The sequence below is a fragment of the Okeania sp. KiyG1 genome (assembly GCF_014132355.1).
Classification (GTDB): Bacteria; Cyanobacteriota; Cyanobacteriia; order Cyanobacteriales; family Microcoleaceae; genus Okeania.
This window is the reverse complement of the sequence record NZ_BLZO01000039.1, coordinates 1-16,134: the sequence shown is the minus strand read 5'-3', so window position 1 is coordinate 16,134 and position 16,134 is coordinate 1. Positions and strand designations below refer to the sequence as shown.

At 37.3% G+C, this 16,134-nt stretch carries 12 protein-coding genes; 9 read left to right on the top strand and 3 right to left on the bottom strand.

The annotated features are described in order from the left end of the window. Positions 1-500: 500 nt before the first annotated feature. The 4 genes from SAGCYANO_RS06365 to SAGCYANO_RS06350 all read left to right on the top strand — a co-directional run bounded on the left by SAGCYANO_RS06365 (position 501) and on the right by SAGCYANO_RS06350 (position 7,341). Positions 501-2,261 (top strand): DUF1565 domain-containing protein, encoded by a 1,761-nt coding sequence (locus SAGCYANO_RS06365; RefSeq protein WP_202219305.1) that lies wholly within the window; start codon positions 501-503, stop codon positions 2,259-2,261. A 1,402-nt stretch (positions 2,262-3,663) separates the two neighbouring features. Beyond that, entirely contained in the window at positions 3,664-4,239 is a 576-nt protein-coding gene (locus SAGCYANO_RS06360) for a DUF3038 domain-containing protein (RefSeq protein ID WP_202219304.1), read from the top strand. A 599-nt stretch (positions 4,240-4,838) separates the two neighbouring features. Continuing rightward, positions 4,839-5,087, top strand: coding sequence for a zinc ribbon domain-containing protein (locus SAGCYANO_RS50035; protein ID WP_375339885.1), 249 nt, complete (start codon positions 4,839-4,841; stop codon positions 5,085-5,087). Positions 5,088-5,721: 634 nt separating this feature from the next. Continuing rightward, entirely contained in the window at positions 5,722-7,341 is a 1,620-nt protein-coding gene (locus SAGCYANO_RS06350) for a DUF4335 domain-containing protein (protein ID WP_202219303.1), read from the top strand. Positions 7,342-8,568: 1,227 nt separating this feature from the next. Here SAGCYANO_RS06350 and acsF read toward each other — a convergent pair. Beyond that, the gene (gene acsF, locus SAGCYANO_RS06345) at positions 8,569-9,645 is read right to left on the bottom strand and encodes a magnesium-protoporphyrin IX monomethyl ester (oxidative) cyclase (protein ID WP_202219302.1); all 1,077 of its coding nucleotides are present in this window, start codon (positions 9,643-9,645) and stop codon (positions 8,569-8,571) included. 677 nt (positions 9,646-10,322) lie between these two features. Here acsF and SAGCYANO_RS06340 point away from each other — a divergent pair. The 3 genes from SAGCYANO_RS06340 to rpmF all read left to right on the top strand — a co-directional run bounded on the left by SAGCYANO_RS06340 (position 10,323) and on the right by rpmF (position 12,046). Continuing rightward, complete coding sequence (locus tag SAGCYANO_RS06340; RefSeq protein ID WP_202219301.1) at positions 10,323-10,802, top strand: NINE protein; 480 nt, start codon at positions 10,323-10,325, stop codon at positions 10,800-10,802. A 317-nt stretch (positions 10,803-11,119) separates the two neighbouring features. Then, positions 11,120-11,314, top strand: a complete 195-nt coding sequence (locus SAGCYANO_RS06335) for a hypothetical protein (protein WP_202219300.1) — start codon at positions 11,120-11,122, stop codon at positions 11,312-11,314. 555 nt (positions 11,315-11,869) lie between these two features. Beyond that, positions 11,870-12,046, top strand: coding sequence for a 50S ribosomal protein L32 (gene rpmF / locus SAGCYANO_RS06330; protein WP_202219299.1), 177 nt, complete (start codon positions 11,870-11,872; stop codon positions 12,044-12,046). A 56-nt stretch (positions 12,047-12,102) separates the two neighbouring features. Here rpmF and queA read toward each other — a convergent pair whose 3' ends face one another. Further along, on the bottom strand, positions 12,103-13,218 hold the full coding sequence (gene queA, locus SAGCYANO_RS06325) for a tRNA preQ1(34) S-adenosylmethionine ribosyltransferase-isomerase QueA (protein ID WP_202219298.1): 1,116 nt from the start codon (positions 13,216-13,218) through the stop codon (positions 12,103-12,105). Positions 13,219-13,571: 353 nt separating this feature from the next. Between queA and SAGCYANO_RS06320 the strand changes: the two genes are divergently transcribed. Continuing rightward, positions 13,572-13,961 carry a hypothetical protein gene (locus tag SAGCYANO_RS06320; RefSeq protein WP_202219297.1) on the top strand — a complete coding sequence of 130 codons (390 nt, stop codon included), beginning with the start codon at positions 13,572-13,574 and terminating at the stop codon, positions 13,959-13,961. Between the two features lie 1,450 nt (positions 13,962-15,411). On the opposite strand, the gene SAGCYANO_RS06315 is transcribed toward SAGCYANO_RS06320, so the two are convergent. Further along, positions 15,412-15,882, bottom strand: coding sequence for a YraN family protein (locus SAGCYANO_RS06315; RefSeq protein ID WP_307785833.1), 471 nt, complete (start codon positions 15,880-15,882; stop codon positions 15,412-15,414). Positions 15,883-15,904: 22 nt separating this feature from the next. On the opposite strand from SAGCYANO_RS06315, the gene SAGCYANO_RS44220 reads away from it, so the two are divergent. After that, positions 15,905-16,134: hypothetical protein (locus SAGCYANO_RS44220; RefSeq protein ID WP_237395873.1), on the top strand; the 230-nt coding region annotated here is incomplete at its 3' end.

Sequence of the window (16,134 nt, the reverse complement as noted above, 5' to 3'; positions counted from 1 at the left end):
AAATCAGGTCTGAAGCCTCCCCTTGGCTGCACCGCGAGCTACCGCTCTACAAGGGGATGAAAAAGCGGTCGAGAGATGACGAGGTTTCCTCGCCATATCTAATCGACCAAGAGAAAATAAAGTTCAATATTTCAATCCCAATACTTTCCTAGGTCATGCTGCGCAAACAGGCAGAAGTACTGATAACTGATAACTGATAACTGATAACTGAAATGACTCCTGCCTAATTATTTATAACTGTTCAAGCGGTATCCATTATCCTTAACAATCAACCCCTCTTTACAAAAATTAAAAGATTTGTTCAAAACACCTATAATAAGAGGTACTTGACAAAACTATAATAATTAAATTGTCTGTCACAGTTTCCTAGGAGGAAAGCCGTGAAACAAATATTTATCCTTTTTTCGCAGGAAAGTAATCAAACAAATTTACTGCGTAAAATCAATTTTTTATCGCCTATTTTAGCCACTGCGCTACTAGGGGTATTTACTTCTGCAAGTTTGGCAGTACCATTTGCACAACAAGTGGCCAAATCCCTAGAAACTCAAGCTAATTCTCAAATAAATGTGCTTTATGTTAGTTCATCTGTTGGTAGTGACTCTGGAGATGGTACTAAAACCGCTCCTTTGAAAACTATTACTTATGCTTTGAAAATTGCTCAACCTCACACAACAATTTTGCTTGCTCCCGGAACTTACAGTAGACAAACAGGTGAAGTTTTTCCTTTAATTTTGCAGCCAAAAATAACAATTAAAGGTAACTATTTTAACCGTGGAAAAAATGTTTTGATTAAAGGTGGAGGTAATTTTAAGAGTCCGATTTTAAATCAGAAAAATATTACAATAGTATCTGCTAATCAGTCCAATTTAAGTGGCGTAACAGTTATAAATCCTAATCTTCAAGGTTATGGTTTATGGATAGAATCTAGTGGTTCTATTATTAGTAAAAATACTTTTACTGGTAATAATGTAAATGGCATTTCTGTAGCGGGTAGTAATACAGCAATTATTCAGGAAAATAATTTCTATGGAAATAGGGTAAGTGGTATTGAAATTTATCATAATTCTCAGCCAGAAATTAGAGACAATTCGTTTCAAAATACTGGTATTGGAATTAAAATATCTGATGATGCTGCTCCAAAAGTAGTGGGAAACCGTCTGATAGAAAATGAAAGTGGGATTATTATTCAAGGAAATGCACGCCCAATTTTGCGGGGTAATTATATTGAGAGTAATAGAAAAGATGGAGTAGCAGCGATCGCTCAATCATTACCGGATCTAGGTAACTCTCAAGAACCTGGTCGTAATACTATTCGTAATAACATTCGGTATAATATTTATCATGCAGTAAAAGGTCAAATTCTTCCTGCTTATGGAAATTCTTTAGGAGGGGGTCGTAATTATGGCAGTATTGACATTGCTGGGAAAATTGCTCCACCCCCACGAGTTGCTCCTTTGCCGAATATTGTAACTACTCCTACAGTAAATCGAGAAACAGAGTCTGTCCAGGAAAAGTCTGTTAGGGAAACTGCATCGACATCGACTGAACCAGAAATTCAGACAACGCCAAAGAAACCAAATATTTCAGCTTCAGCAGAAAAATTACAGGAGCAGAACAATTCTGATAGTATTATTTCACGACAAAGACCGGGAAATTCTACTACAATTATTATCCCCGTACCAAAACCAGAAACCCCAAGGTCTAGGGGAAATTCCTACCAGACAACAAGTCGTCAAGGCAACTTACAAAGACTACTACAAACTAATCCTAATTATCAGAATACACGAGCAATTGAAATACCAGTATCGCCACCAGAGTCAGGGAGCAGAACTTTAGAAAGATGGCGAAATTTACCTCCAAGGAACACTACCCCAAGTTTTGAACCCACTACCCCAGTTGCATCTCCTGGTTTACTATCTGTACCAAGCACAAATATTCCCCTTGGTCGTGGGGGTTATGTACCTCCCGGTATTGGCAGAAATCAAAATTCTAATCCTAACCCTTTGCCTAGACTATCCTTGCGTCGTAATTCTCAAAGTCGTGCTGCTGCCTTGGGCCTACGTTATCGAGTTGTTGTAAATGTCAAAAATGCCTCTCAGACTTACAAGTTGCGATCGCTTGTACCAGATGCTTTTTCCACGAATATTAATGGTAATTCAGTCATGCAAGCTGGAGCTTTTCGTAGTCGTCTTGAGGCCGATCAACTATTAAAAGTTTTACGGAATAATGGTCTGAATGCCAAAATTGTACTGATTAATTGATTCAGAAATTAAATAATATTTTTTTGAAAACAAAAACACAAATTATCAATTCTTTTACCCTACTCCCTATTATTGACATACTCCCCGGCGTAAACGCACGGGGATTCTCCTGAAACCAGGATTCTTGGTTTGCGCTCCGCAAGGCTACGCCAACAATGAGTCCACTTAAACTAAACACCTTACGGCATCTAGTCCAGAGATGGTTCTCTCCCCAAGCGTTCGCTCTATTGCCTCCTCCGGAGGAGCTTCGCTATCAAGAGCCTGTTCCCGTATGCCCTACGGTACAGTTTAAACCTTAAAAAACTTTGGTTCTCTGATATTTGTTGCTTAGAGCAATTCCTAAGCACAAGCATTCCTGTACAAAACCCCCTAGCTCTTATCTTGGTCAGCATTCCGCAAGCGAGCTGACGGCGACGCGGGGTCTGACCGCAGTTTTCAAGGTGCAAACGCTACAAGTTAGGTAGCTATAGGTTTTTAGAGCGGTTGAATACCTTTCCGCGAATTTAAGCATAACATAAAGTCCCCCGAAAAGGGGGAGGCTTTAAACCCAATTTTTCGGTAAATAAATAGGGCTTGCTGATTAAATCTAAAAGCATTGACATATAAAGACAAGTGCCTTTTTGAGGTCAAAAAAAGTGCGCCTGTTTCAGCTCTTCATGCTCAAAAAGCAGCGTATTTTAGGCCCATAGTTGGGCAGAAACATCAAGGGACAATTCTTACCCCTACCTCCTCGCTCATTCCTATTTCTCCTGTCTCCTGTCTCCTGTCTCCCCCTCCCCTCCTGGGAGCAGGGCTAATTCTTTGTCGTAGCGAGAATATTCATAAGAAATACAAAAAATTATGCAAATATACAAATCTCTCCATCTCCCCACCTCCCCACCTCCCCATCTCCCCATTCCCCCATCTCCCCATCCCCCCATCTCCCCATAAATTTTTCTAAGCGTGACAATAAATAGACCCTGCCTCCTGGGAGGGTTAGGGGTGGGTTGTCTCCTACCCTCACCCATCAGACTTTTTCAGCAAACCCTAAATAGACATTTCCAATAATAAAAAATAAAATCAATTATCGCACAGAAATTATCAATAGACATCTCAGAAAAAGATATATACTTTTTGCAAGAGTAGGGAACATGAAATAGGGAATAGGGAAGATATTTTCATGCTAAAGATACGAAAAATGATTTTGTAAGTGACTGTTACAAGTCTAGCTTATGTTAAATAAAGAGTAAGTTTATTTTCTGGAGATATCTAATTCTTTCCTCCCTACTCCCTACTCTCTACTCCCTCTTTTCTGAAGATATCTAGATATTTAGTAAAAAAAATTTTCCGAATAGTAGACACAATTTAGGAAAGTACGACTACAATAGACGTGCTTGTAATAAATTTTTCAGAGGTCTAAAATATGGTAACATATTCTTCTCGTGGCAATACCTCAGTCTTCATGCTGCCTTCGAGACAAAATTATACTCACCCTGTCGTGGCCAAAAAAGTTCAATCAAACCAGATTAGAACAAAATTGGACATGGAATTATTAGCCCTAAATGTTTTAACGGGAATTAATTCAGACAGTATATTGCGAGTAGCGAGTAAATTGAATATACCTCCCAATTTAGCTGATGAACTGACTTTAGTGGTTGATGAAAAACGGGGAATGTCGGCAAACCGACCTCTGAAAACAGAGGAAGCAAAATTTTTCATCTCAATTGTATGTCACTTAGCAAAACAAAACCAAGCATTAATTCGTCGTGCAGTAGCATTAATGGAGCAAGTTGCTGCTCAAAAGGCTAAACCTCAATCAGTTACTTTATTAAGAGAATATCTTGATAAATTTGAAAAAGCATATAAACAATATCACATATACTCTGAAAATACTCCCGATGATAACCCAGAAAAATTAGCTCTAAAGTTATTAGTAGATTTATTATTTTATAGCGCTCCTCAAGGGTGTAGTCGTCATTGGTCAAGTCTGAAATTTTAGACTCCGAAATCATACTAGAAATATTAGTATGAAGCAAAATACTTGAGAAAAATTCAAAATACCGATTTAACAAAAAACTTAAAAAATTGATTGATTGATTGAAAAAGTTTTAAGCATAGTAGAGAATTAAGAATCATTAAGTAAACGGTAAACTTTAGATAGTTTAAACTGTTTTATACCTTAATTCTCTTTTGATTTTTTGAGATAAAATTTATATAATGTCCGGTTGAATACTTATAGATAAACGACGGAGGAGTAAACCCACCCCTAACCCTTCCTGGGAGGAGAATTCAGGAGTCAGGAGTCAGGAGGGAAGAAAGAAGAAGAAATAAGCAATAAGAAAGAATAAAGAGGAGGAAAAGGAGAAAGTTTTTTGGTTGCAGAGGGCGGAACGGAGTTCTATAAGACTTTCACTTCAAAACAGCCAATGAATTATTATTAAAAGCTGAAGTTATCGCCCATGTAGACGCGGAGCAGCGTGCCGGAGGCAAATTTAAATATTAAAGGGCTAGCAAAGACTCGTTTGAGTAAATCAATTAACGATGCTGGATGGGGCCAATTCCTGTCTATTTTGACTGTCAAAGCCGGAAATGCTGGAGGTGAAAACCATAGCAGTGAACCCTAAAAATACTAGCCAAGACTGCTCAAATTGTGGTGAAAAAGTCAAGAAAGAATTAAAAATACGAACTCATTCTTGCCCGCACTGTGGTATTGTCATAGACCGCGACTTAAATGCAGCGATAAATATCAAAAATAGGGCGGTAGGGCATTCCGTCCTTAAAGCTCGTGGAGCCCGATGCAATAGCAGGGCAGCGAAACGAGAAGCCCACACTATAGCGTCAGCTTAGTGTGAGAGTATGTCACGATATCGATATTTAAGTACATAAATAGGCATTGCTGATTAAATCTAAAAGTATTTACAGATAAAGGTTTTAGCCTTTTTGGGGCCTTTAAAAAGTGCCTGGTTTTCAGCTCTTCACCCTCAAAAAGGAGCGTATTTTGGGCTGACTATGGCAGAAAAATCACTCTTACAATTCTTACTCCTACCTCCTCGCTCCCGACCCTTTTCTCTTGTCTCCTGTCTTCCCCTCCTGGGAGGGGTCAGGGGTGGGTTGTCTCCTGTCTCCTACCCTCACCTTGGGGCCTTAAAGTGCCTGGTTTTCAGCTCTTCACCCTCAAAAAGGAGCGTATTTTGGGCTGACTATGGCAGAAAAATCACTCTTACAATTCTTACTCCTACCTCCTCGCTCCCGACCCTTTTCTCTTGTCTCCTGTCTTCCCCTCCTGGGAGGGGTCAGGGGTGGGTTGTTTCCTGTCTCCTACCCTCACCCATAAGACTTTTTCAGCAAACCCTAAATAGGTAGTTCTGCATAGTAATGGTAAGATAATTAATTGGTATGAAGAAATAATTGTTAAAATTGTACATATAAGATAATTTTATTTTGATATTTATTAATTTGATATTTATTCAAAGGTTTTCAAATGCCTTCACGAAGTTATACTCCCCCAACTTGTACACTAAAATTTACAGCTAGAGGTTTAGCGGCCTTAAAATGGATCGGTATTCCCAGAAAACAACGTTTTAGCCTGAGTTTTGACGACCCCAGGGTATCAGAAACAGAGCATATTACATTGAGGGGTGGCCGCAGTGAATTAGACGCTCTCCACAAAGTTGTTACGACTTATGTACAAGAATTTCTCAGTAAGTCTCCAGAATTACCTCTAGATAATGAAAATCAAGGAGAAGAAAACAATAGCACTGCAACAGAGTCAAACTCACAAACAAAAATTCAGGAAGAGACCACCGAAGTTGCTGATGCCAAACTTTCCATACCTAATTCCCCACCCCCAATAAACGGTCAAAGTATTTATCTACAACCACGAGACTTATTAAACCACGATCTATTTTTGGGGTCTTTAGCGACTAAAGAGTCAGGAAGTTTTATTACCATGAGTATGCTGCAACTATTTGACCTGGCGATCGCTCTAGATGAATGTCAAACAGATATACAGACATTGCCTCAGTTTAAGTCTGACGGTGAGGTTAAACCTCTTCCTGAATGGTTGCAGACTTTGATACTAATTATTATCAGTGCTGGTTTAACAGCAAGCGCCATTAAATTATATGACCGCTACGCAATTAGTCGCAAACAACAAAATGAACCTAACATTATTGCTTCTCCACCAACCAGTAATTCACCCCTTCCAGCACCAACAAATTTACCAACACCAACATCAACACCAACATCAACACCAACACCAACAGTAACTCTATCACCATTACCAACACCACCAACAAATCTACCAACACCAACAATTACCAGACCATCTCCTATTCCCACACCATCTCCTCTGTTTCCTAGACAAAACCCCGCACCACCTGCTCCTAATAACTTGCCACCACCTCTGAATGATTTTTCTCGCCCTCCTCAAAATCAGGGAAATGCTACAACAGTAGTTATTCCGGCACCACCAATAATACTGCCACCAGTTCCTGTTGCACCACCAACTACACCGCCACCAATTCCTCCACCAGCAATACCTAATTATGGGGTGTCAGTACAACCAAGACCTCCTGTGCAACCGCCTCCAAATTTACAAATTCCACCTGCACCAAACCGACCTCTACCACCAGCACTCAATAGAGGAGGTGGGGTAAGACCTTATTTAGATGTGAGTCGTATTCCGGTTAATGTTCCTAGAGCAATTGATTTACCGACCTTGGAAGATGTAGAACCAGTTGCTTTACGCGATCGCGAATCTGTGGTTGAACCTAGTGAAAATGCTAGCAGGAAACCGAAATCGACATTATTTGATCGAATTCCCCAAGTTGCAGAGGTAAGAGAATATTTTGAAAAAAGTTGGGAACCGCCATCAGATTTAGATAGGAATTTGCAGTATAGTTTGTTATTAAACGGTGATGGTTCGGTGAAAAAAGTAACTCCAATTGGTCTAGCATCAGTTGAATTTTATGGTAATACAGAGATGCCTTTGGAAGATGAAGTTTTTGTCTCTAATATTGAGGGTGGCAAGACTGCTAAAATTCGATTGGTTTTGAGACCAGATGGTCAAGTTCAGACTTTTTTAGAGTCCTTGAATTAAGGAGTTATATCAAGGGAGGAGTCTGGAGTCTGGAGTCTGGAGTCTGGAGTCTGGAGAGAATTTAGAAAGATTTGCGGTCTGGTTAAAGATGAAACTGACATTTTCTCCTCTTTTTTATCTTCACCTCTTCTCTATAATTACAGTTTGAGGTTTTTTTCTTGAGTCTAAATACTTACTCAAGTTTTCTCCTCTTTATGTACTACATTGTGTCGTGCGGAATGTAGGTTTGATCTCAATTCTCAAGCTTTAAGAAGACAATTATTGCTCTATGGTCTAGTTCTGTGATTATTGGTCCATACCATATAGTTCTAAATAAGTCAAATCAGTATATGGATAACTTAGAAAAATTAGTTCATCACGTTTGAATAAAAATGAGGTGTCGCCTATCTAAACAACGAAATAATAAGTATTTTAGGCTTTAAAATCTCTTTAAGTAATAAAACCCCTTGGATTATTATTTGTTTATTTTATCATGGAAGAGCTGAAACTATTGAAATTCTGTTGGCTATTTCAGGGGATTTATCCGATTTTTTGTCATCAATCTCTGACAAAATTTTAATTTTTAAATTTATAGATTGAGATTGATAATTAAAACTTTTAACTAGCAGGGTTTGAGTCCACATTTTGTAATTCAATTTATATTATTAAAAGTAGTATATAAATCCGTAGCTTGGTAGATATTTATACTATGCAAATCATCTCAATTACTTTTTTAGTCGATCGAATTCCGAGTAAATAATTAAGCATAAATACTTACTTAATTGTTGACTCGATCCCGGCAGCTATGATTTTCTTCTAAAATTCTGTCTCCTGTCTCCTGAGGACTGACTCCTGATTCTATGCTACATTTTGGGCGTTGCACAGTAACGAATGATTTTAGATTTTTTATGAACAGGATTTTGGATTAATAAATGGCTAGAATGGTTAATATTCAGTTTTTTTTAGTCAAAGTCTAAACTAATTTTTGCCAATATCATTCCATAATGTGCAACTCCACATTTTGTGGTGCGGAATGTGGGATGAAACATTGTTTTATAGCCAATTAAGTTGATTTGATATTAGACATCTCCAATAATCAAAAATAAAGTTAATTATAGTACATAGATCGTCAATTATTTCTCCCCTACTCCCTACTCCCTACTCCCTCTTTTCTTAAATAAAACAAATAAAAAAATAGCCTTGTGATATTTCCAAGGCTATCAAACTAGAGTGATTATCAAGACTTATTTAACGAACTGAACTTTGCATAGTAGCAGTTTCAATTGGCTTCATAAAATATAGTTTTAGGAATTGCCAACCATTAGACAGATAAAGAGGTAATTTCTGGAAAAGCTTCACAACACCCAACTTATTAGAATTAGCGATCGCCGTTAACTTTTCATTATTCTTCACACAAAGTTCTAGTCTTTCATAAAATTGAGGATCTTCTACATCCAAAATTACTGGAAAAACACGTCCTGAAGTTTCATTAGTCTTCTCAATTACATACTTATCATAATCACGAGCATTCAAACCAATAGCAGCATAAAAATCAGCTCTTTGAATGTCATTCAAGTACATAGTAGCGAACACAGAAAGTAAGAAAAACCTACACCACAATTTTGCTTGCCAGTCATTTAAAATTTGTGGTTGTGCCCTCATAATAGCATCAAAGAAATCTCCATGACGATTTTCATCCTGACACCAATTTTCAAAGAAACGGAAAATAGGATAAATTCTATCTTCTGGATGAGCTTCTAAATGACGATAGATAGTAATGTAACGCCAATAACCAATTTTTTCCGATAGATAAGTAGCGTAGAAAATAAACTTTGGTTTAAAGAAAGTATACTTACGACTCTTTGTCAGAAATCCTAAATCTAATGATAGATTAAAATCCGACATGGCCTTATTTAAAAAACCTGCATGACGAGCTTCATCTCTGGACATTAAATTGAAACACTCAGCCAAAATAGGGCTTTTATTTTTGAGACGACGACCCAATTCTTTGTAGAGTAAAAAACCAGAAAATTCAGCCGTACAAGAACGTTCTAGAAACTCAACAAATAATCTACGAGTATCCCCATCAATATGATCCCATGATTGGGCAAATTCTTCATCCCGAACAAAATGATGGCGGTTATAGTCAGTACGAAATTCTTCTAGAATAGCTATCAATTCATCCTCATTGACTGAGATGTCCATTTTAGCCATCTCATCAAAATCTGTTGTGTAGAATCTAGGGGTTAGAATAGTTTCTTTAGAGGGAACTTTAACCCCTGGTCGCATTTCTTGAAAATCTGGTTTTTTTAGAGAATCTACCATAAGTTTTGTTGTTTTCTGAATCTATGAATTTATGGCTGGTTTGGAGAATGAGCAAGAAGTACTATATTTTCCACGCTATGTATTTTACCAAGGTCTAGGGGACTGAAGTGCAAAGTTTTAGTTAAGAATTGCAAAGTATCTATAGTTCATTAAAGATATAGTCACATAAGACACATCCTTATTTTGCAGGTGTTACCCTGACTGGGTGTTAGCGCAGCTCCTCCGGAGGAGGCACTACAACACCACGCCAGTTGCGTGACTGTCGGGGAACCCGCAAGGGCGCACTGACTTCTCTATCCCATGGTCAGAGACATAAGAGAGCTGCTTTTTTCATTATTATCCTGTTTCTAATATACAGTATGTAGTGTTTTTATTTGAGATGTAAACATAGATTGAGGCTTTTTATTATAAAAAAATGCTGTTTTGAGTACCAGTTATTCTGGTGTTTGCTGCTATTTAATGCTATTTTTCCTCCTTTACTATGCCCTATTTCCTGTTTCTTTTTTCATAGTACTTGGTTTCCACATCCCAGATAAAAACGCTATATTTAGAGTTATTACTGTTTTCCCCATTATATTATTGGACTAAGATGGTAGTAATACTAAGTGCCCATAACGAAAATTAAGTAACTAGGCAAAGAAGTATATTAATTTCAGAAAAGTAATTTTTGGGACTAAATGAATACTATAAGATACAGTTACCTATTTTGGGGAGCTTGCATTCTAGGTCTTAACGGATGTCATCGTTTATACAATGGCAAAATTTTGACTGGTCTACTTTGGCTCTTTACTGGAGGCTTATTTGGAATAGGCCAATTTATTGATTTGTTGTTAATTCCTAATATGGTAGAAGAACACAACACTAAAGTCAAAGCAAGGTTAGGTACTTCATCCCAAGGAGTGCCACTATATCAATCAAATGGGGCGGTCTCTATGAAAGTTTCTCCTCCACAAACTCGTCAACAGTTAATGGTTGCTTTACTCAGGTCAGCTTCTACTAAAGGAGGTAAGTTATCTGTTAGTCAGGGGGTGATGGAAACAGGAGCTAGCTTTGTAGAAGTAGAAGAAACTCTGAAGGAAATGCTTAAAACTGGTTATGTTAGTGTAGATAACCATCCAGAGACAGGTATTGTAATTTACGATTTCCATGAGTTGTAATTTTGCCTACCAATAGTCTTTATATTGATTTTCCTTTCTACAACATTCGCGATCTGACTGCTGCTAGGCTCTGTTTTTTCCTTTGGAATGCTAGGCTTTCTATGTAGGCGACTGCCGAAACGCGAAGCTTTGCGGAACGCAAAACGCGTTTCATGTCGCAGAGCGAAAGCGGAGTTGAGTTTTATCAATTCTTTAGTTGAATAAAAAGTCATGCGTAGGGGCGAGTGAAACCCAATAAATCATACGATATCACAATTTTGGTGAGGATGCAACGGAAAATCTTTTGGCGCGCGGTTTTTTTTCAGGAGCTTACTAGAATGAAATGTTGGGAATTTTCTACTAAGGAGCGATGGATGGAAAGGTTTGATGGGGAAAAACAAGCATTTATCATTTCCCTTATGGGTTTAATACCCCACACCTCACCTGCGGTACTCAAAATTGTTTGGGGGAGCATAGACGCGGAGCGGCTTGTCGTTGACTATCCCCATGCAATTTTCCCTCCTGACTCCTAAGGACTTACTCCTTCTTCAAGGGAAGCTTCACAAGATGAATATATTTGCTGGTATTGCTCCTGGGGAAAATTCCTGAATACCTATGATTGTGTCTTCACTAAGCCAGGGCAAACGCATCTTATTTTGAAGTTCTGACAGGGCAAGGATGCCAGGCTTATGAGTATTTATATTTATAACTTCTCTAAAGCTTAATGGCAGAAGCTTCCAGAATTTAGATGCGTTTGCCCTGTTCACTAAGCAACTTAGTTGAATAAAAAGTCATGCGCAGGGGCGAGAAACACCCAATAAATTATACGATATCACAATTTTGGTGAGGATGCAACGGAAAATCCTTTGGCGTGCGTTATGAGCTTAATAAGATGAAATATTGGGTTTTCGATTAAGGAGGCTTTATGACTGAATTTTTCGCTAACTCAAAAACTTAATTGCGGGTAAAGATACCAAATGACTTCTATAAATAGATAAGTATCAAATGGGTTTTATAGAGGTCTTCCATAGTTAATAAAATTAAGGTACTATAGTAGTCTGTCTATAATTATCTATACAATAACTTTCATGGCTGTACCAAAGAAGAGAACTTCAAAATCTAAGACAAAGATGCGGAAAGCTCAGTGGAAGCGCAAAGCAAGACTGGAAGCACAGAAAGCGCTATCTTTAGGGAAATCAGTTCTTACTCAACGTTCCCACAGTTTTGTATATCCAAGTGCTGAGGAAGAAGAGGAAGAAGATTAATTTATTGGAGAATTGGGGATAAAATGTCCAATTCTCAAAATATTTTAACTACTAGACTAATTTATCCTAGCATCTGGCAAAATTAACATCGCATCACCAAAAGAATAAAAGCGATATTGTTGGGCGATGGCTTCCTGATATAAGCTTAAAAGGCGTTCTCTTCCTATCATTGCGCTCACAAGCATAAGCAAGCTGGACCGTGGTAGATGGAAATTAGTGATTAGACCTTCTACTATTTGCCACTTGTAGCCAGGATAAATAAATATATTGGTATAACCAGAAAATGGTGAGATAGAAAATTCCTCACTACTACTATCACTACTACTATTTTTCTGATTAGCTAGTGCTGCTCCCTCAAGAGCTCTAACTACTGTTGTTCCCACTGCAATTATACGTCCACCTTGAGATTTTGTTTGATTAATTTTGTCTACAACTAATGACGAAACCTCAAGCCATTCGTAGTGCATATCATGCTTGGTAATGTCTTCAGTTTCCACTGGACGAAATGTACCAAGACCAACGTGTAATGTGATAAAAGCTAGTCTAATATTCCTTTGCTCTAGTTTCTCTAGTAATTCATCAGTAAAATGTAAACCAGCAGTAGGTGCAGCAACTGCCCCCGAAATTGTACCATATACAGTTTGATATTGTTCTGTGATAGCCTGTGAATCTGTAACATAAGGAGGGAAGGGCACATGACCAAATTGGTCTAACAACTCTATCAAAGAAATTCCTTGAGGTAAGTTAAACTGTAAAAAGCGCCCACCAGTTTCTCTATCTGTTGATAATACTGTTGCCTGTAACTTATAATCACACCCAAGAGATGAATTAGGTTCAAATTCAATTGTTGTACCATTGGTAAAACGTTTACCTGGTTTTACTAAGGCTAGCCAGCAATTATTTTCCACTGGTTTGAGCAACAATATTTCTACCTGAGCGCCAGTAGTTTTGTGGCCATAAAGCCTTGCAGGAATAACGCGAGTATTATTCAAAACCAGTAAGTCTCCTGGCTGGAGTAAATCTGGTAAATCTCTAAAAATACAATTATGGTGTGTAAGTGAATCTACAACCATTAAATGAGAACTATCCCTGGGAACAACAGGATTTTGAGCAATTAGTTCCTGGGGAAGTTCATAGTCATAAGCATCAATAGACCAATCTACCTCAGTCATGTTACTGATATATGATTCGTAATTGGGTAAAATCCCCCAGAGAAATTAGGGTACTTTTCCCCTAGTGATATGCTACACATTTAGAGAAAATATAGAATATATCAGTACAGAATTAATTTTCAGAGTGTGGGGCAGATATATCTGTAGTGAAAAATAACAGATCGATAATCTAGTTCAAAACTCTAAACATTCTAGAACATACACCTAATTTATTAACTGGGAAGCGGCAACATCCGCCCCGCTTCCTACAACCGTTTTTCATAACCTTTAATTTTTCCTCTGTAGTAGTCAAAAAATTGAGAGGTTAAACCGAGGGAAAAGCAGTAGTTTTCAGCGGTAACAGTGAGATTGAGATGGAATACCTTTACTTTATAGCTAATACTAGCCTCTGCCTGAGAGTAGTTGAATACCTACGCATTACTCATCAACTACCGCTTCAATTTATGACTGTGATTCATCAAATTGATGGTTGGGTGGTAAAAATCAAAATGAGTCACTATTTGACACCTCAACAACATGGGGATTTTCGGGCTTTTATGAATGAACTAGGAATACCTTATGAGCCTGATATCCGTATTAGAATGGCGTTGTGGGGTTTAGAAACTGGACAATCACCTTTAAGTGTGATGAGACGCTATCAGGTAGCAGTCGTATCTCATGGCCAACCAAATCAAGAGGAAATAGAAGCATTCCGTACCCAATTTGTCAAGGGTTTAGGGTATTGTCCTGAAACTTTGGGTTGAGTTATAGTTTTACTCTTACTCTAAATTTGTACCTGTACGTTAGTTATATTAGTACGGGTACAACAAGAGTAAGACACATTTAATTTATTCTTTATAATTTAACTTACTTTGCTCATTTGGATAGCATTCTACAGTTCAGAGGCTAGCGTTCTTCATTAATTGATAATTGATAATGGATAATTGATAATTACCTCGGGTTTTAACCGCTACGGAATTGAATATAAGGAAATATTATTTCTTTTTTCCCCTTAAAAGGGAGGCTTTAAACCAGAATTATTTAATTACTAATTATTAATAATTAATAATTCGGTAAGGAATAGAAGTAATTTGGACATTGTCTGAAAAGAAGATGATTGAGATAATAATAAAGTGTACAGTTAAATCAAGGAAAAGACAATTTCGCTATAATTCATCTTTTTATTTAACAACGCTGTAATTTTATTAAATTTGGCTTCTCATTCCACACTACAAAAATATCAAAAGAATGAAGAGAACCAGGCGGTTTTAACCCTTGGATGAAAAATGAGTCACTGAATTTATTTTGTAGTCTGACAATACTATAATTGAGGGTTAGCCTATGAATTTTCCGGGCTTTTGTTTAGTTTTTTTGGTAGCATAGGCACATCATTGAATACCTGGCATTGCTGAAAAGAGGGATGAATTTTGGAACTAGCCAAAATCTATAATAAACTTCTCTAAAAATCAAAAATCAAAGCAATTCTTATCTATAAAATTGTCAATTAATTATTTCTTCCTATTACCGAAAAATTGGGTGCATCTCAATGCGTGAATAAAGCAAAAATTTATCGCTTTTAGGGAACACCGGAGCTGGGAACAGGGAACAGGGAACAGGGAACAGGGAATATATAGGAAAAAAGTATTTTTGCAAATATGAGATGCACCCGAAAAATTAAGGTATAAAGCCTCTCCATTCATGGAGAAAAAAATCCTTTTAGCCAATCCTCTTATTGATAATAAGAGGTAATTATTAATTGTTGAACTGTTCCCTATTTTCTGGAGATGCCAAATGATTATAATGATTGTATTATCTCTGTTCTATCTGGATATGAAGCAAGCATAAATTTAGTACCTATAACACTACTCAATAGTAAAAATTATACTGTTATTCAACAACGCCAAATACCTTATTAACTGTAAATAAGTTGTAAGCATTCAGCTGTCAGCTATTAGCCATCAGCTATTGCTTTTAGTATGAGATAAAAGCTTTACTAATTTAGGCAGAATTTATACTTAAGGAGCCATGTAATAATAAGTTGTACAAATTTTATCTGGGATAAATTGTGAAATATAGCTTCCATTAAAAAAACTGTTCAAGTTATTTTTACACGACTACTAACTATAAAAGCTGGCGCTCAACAGTCTATATTCATTAAAACCTCATCATGATAGCTGATAGCTGACTGCTAATAGCTGAATGCTTACAATAACTTTAGTCTAGCTCAGAGGTAGAAATAAAGGCAGAAGGAATATAATTTTGCAACACAAGTTGATAACCTGCCAATTCTACAGAATTTCCGACCTTAATAGTTAACTTAGATAGTTGCTCCTCTAATGATAGAAATTTAGATTGAGGATAATCTTTTTGAGTATAATTACACTTGACTAAAGCTACATCGAATCTGCAAGAACAATCTGCTAATTCTGGGCGATCGCTCAAAAATATTTCTGCGGTTTGCCACAACTTGGCTTGTTTTGTTTCTGTAACTGCCAGTAAACCATTTTTATCCCAGTTACCCCGACTACGAGTTTTGACCTCCACAAATACCAGAATTGGAAATTTTTGAGCTGGGTTATCTTCCAAAGGAGAAGTTTTTAGGGCAATAATATCTAACTCTCCCCAAGGACATTGCCACCGTCGATGGAGTATTTGCCAACCTTCTTGAGTTAACCATTTTGCCACTAAATTTTCTCCCAAGAGACCTGTGTCAATTTTTGAGGAAGAAGCAGATTGCCTAGATGAAGAAAAGCTCATTTTGGTTTATTCTTCTTTATTATGGTTATGGACCGCCTGGAGTAAATTAGACAGAAGTAGTATGAATTTTAGACAACAAAAAACTTCCCAAACTTTAGTCAACTTCGTCTTTTCACTAATAGTATATCTCATTACTATTGGGGGAATAACTGCCTTAATATTTACTAACTTGACACCCAC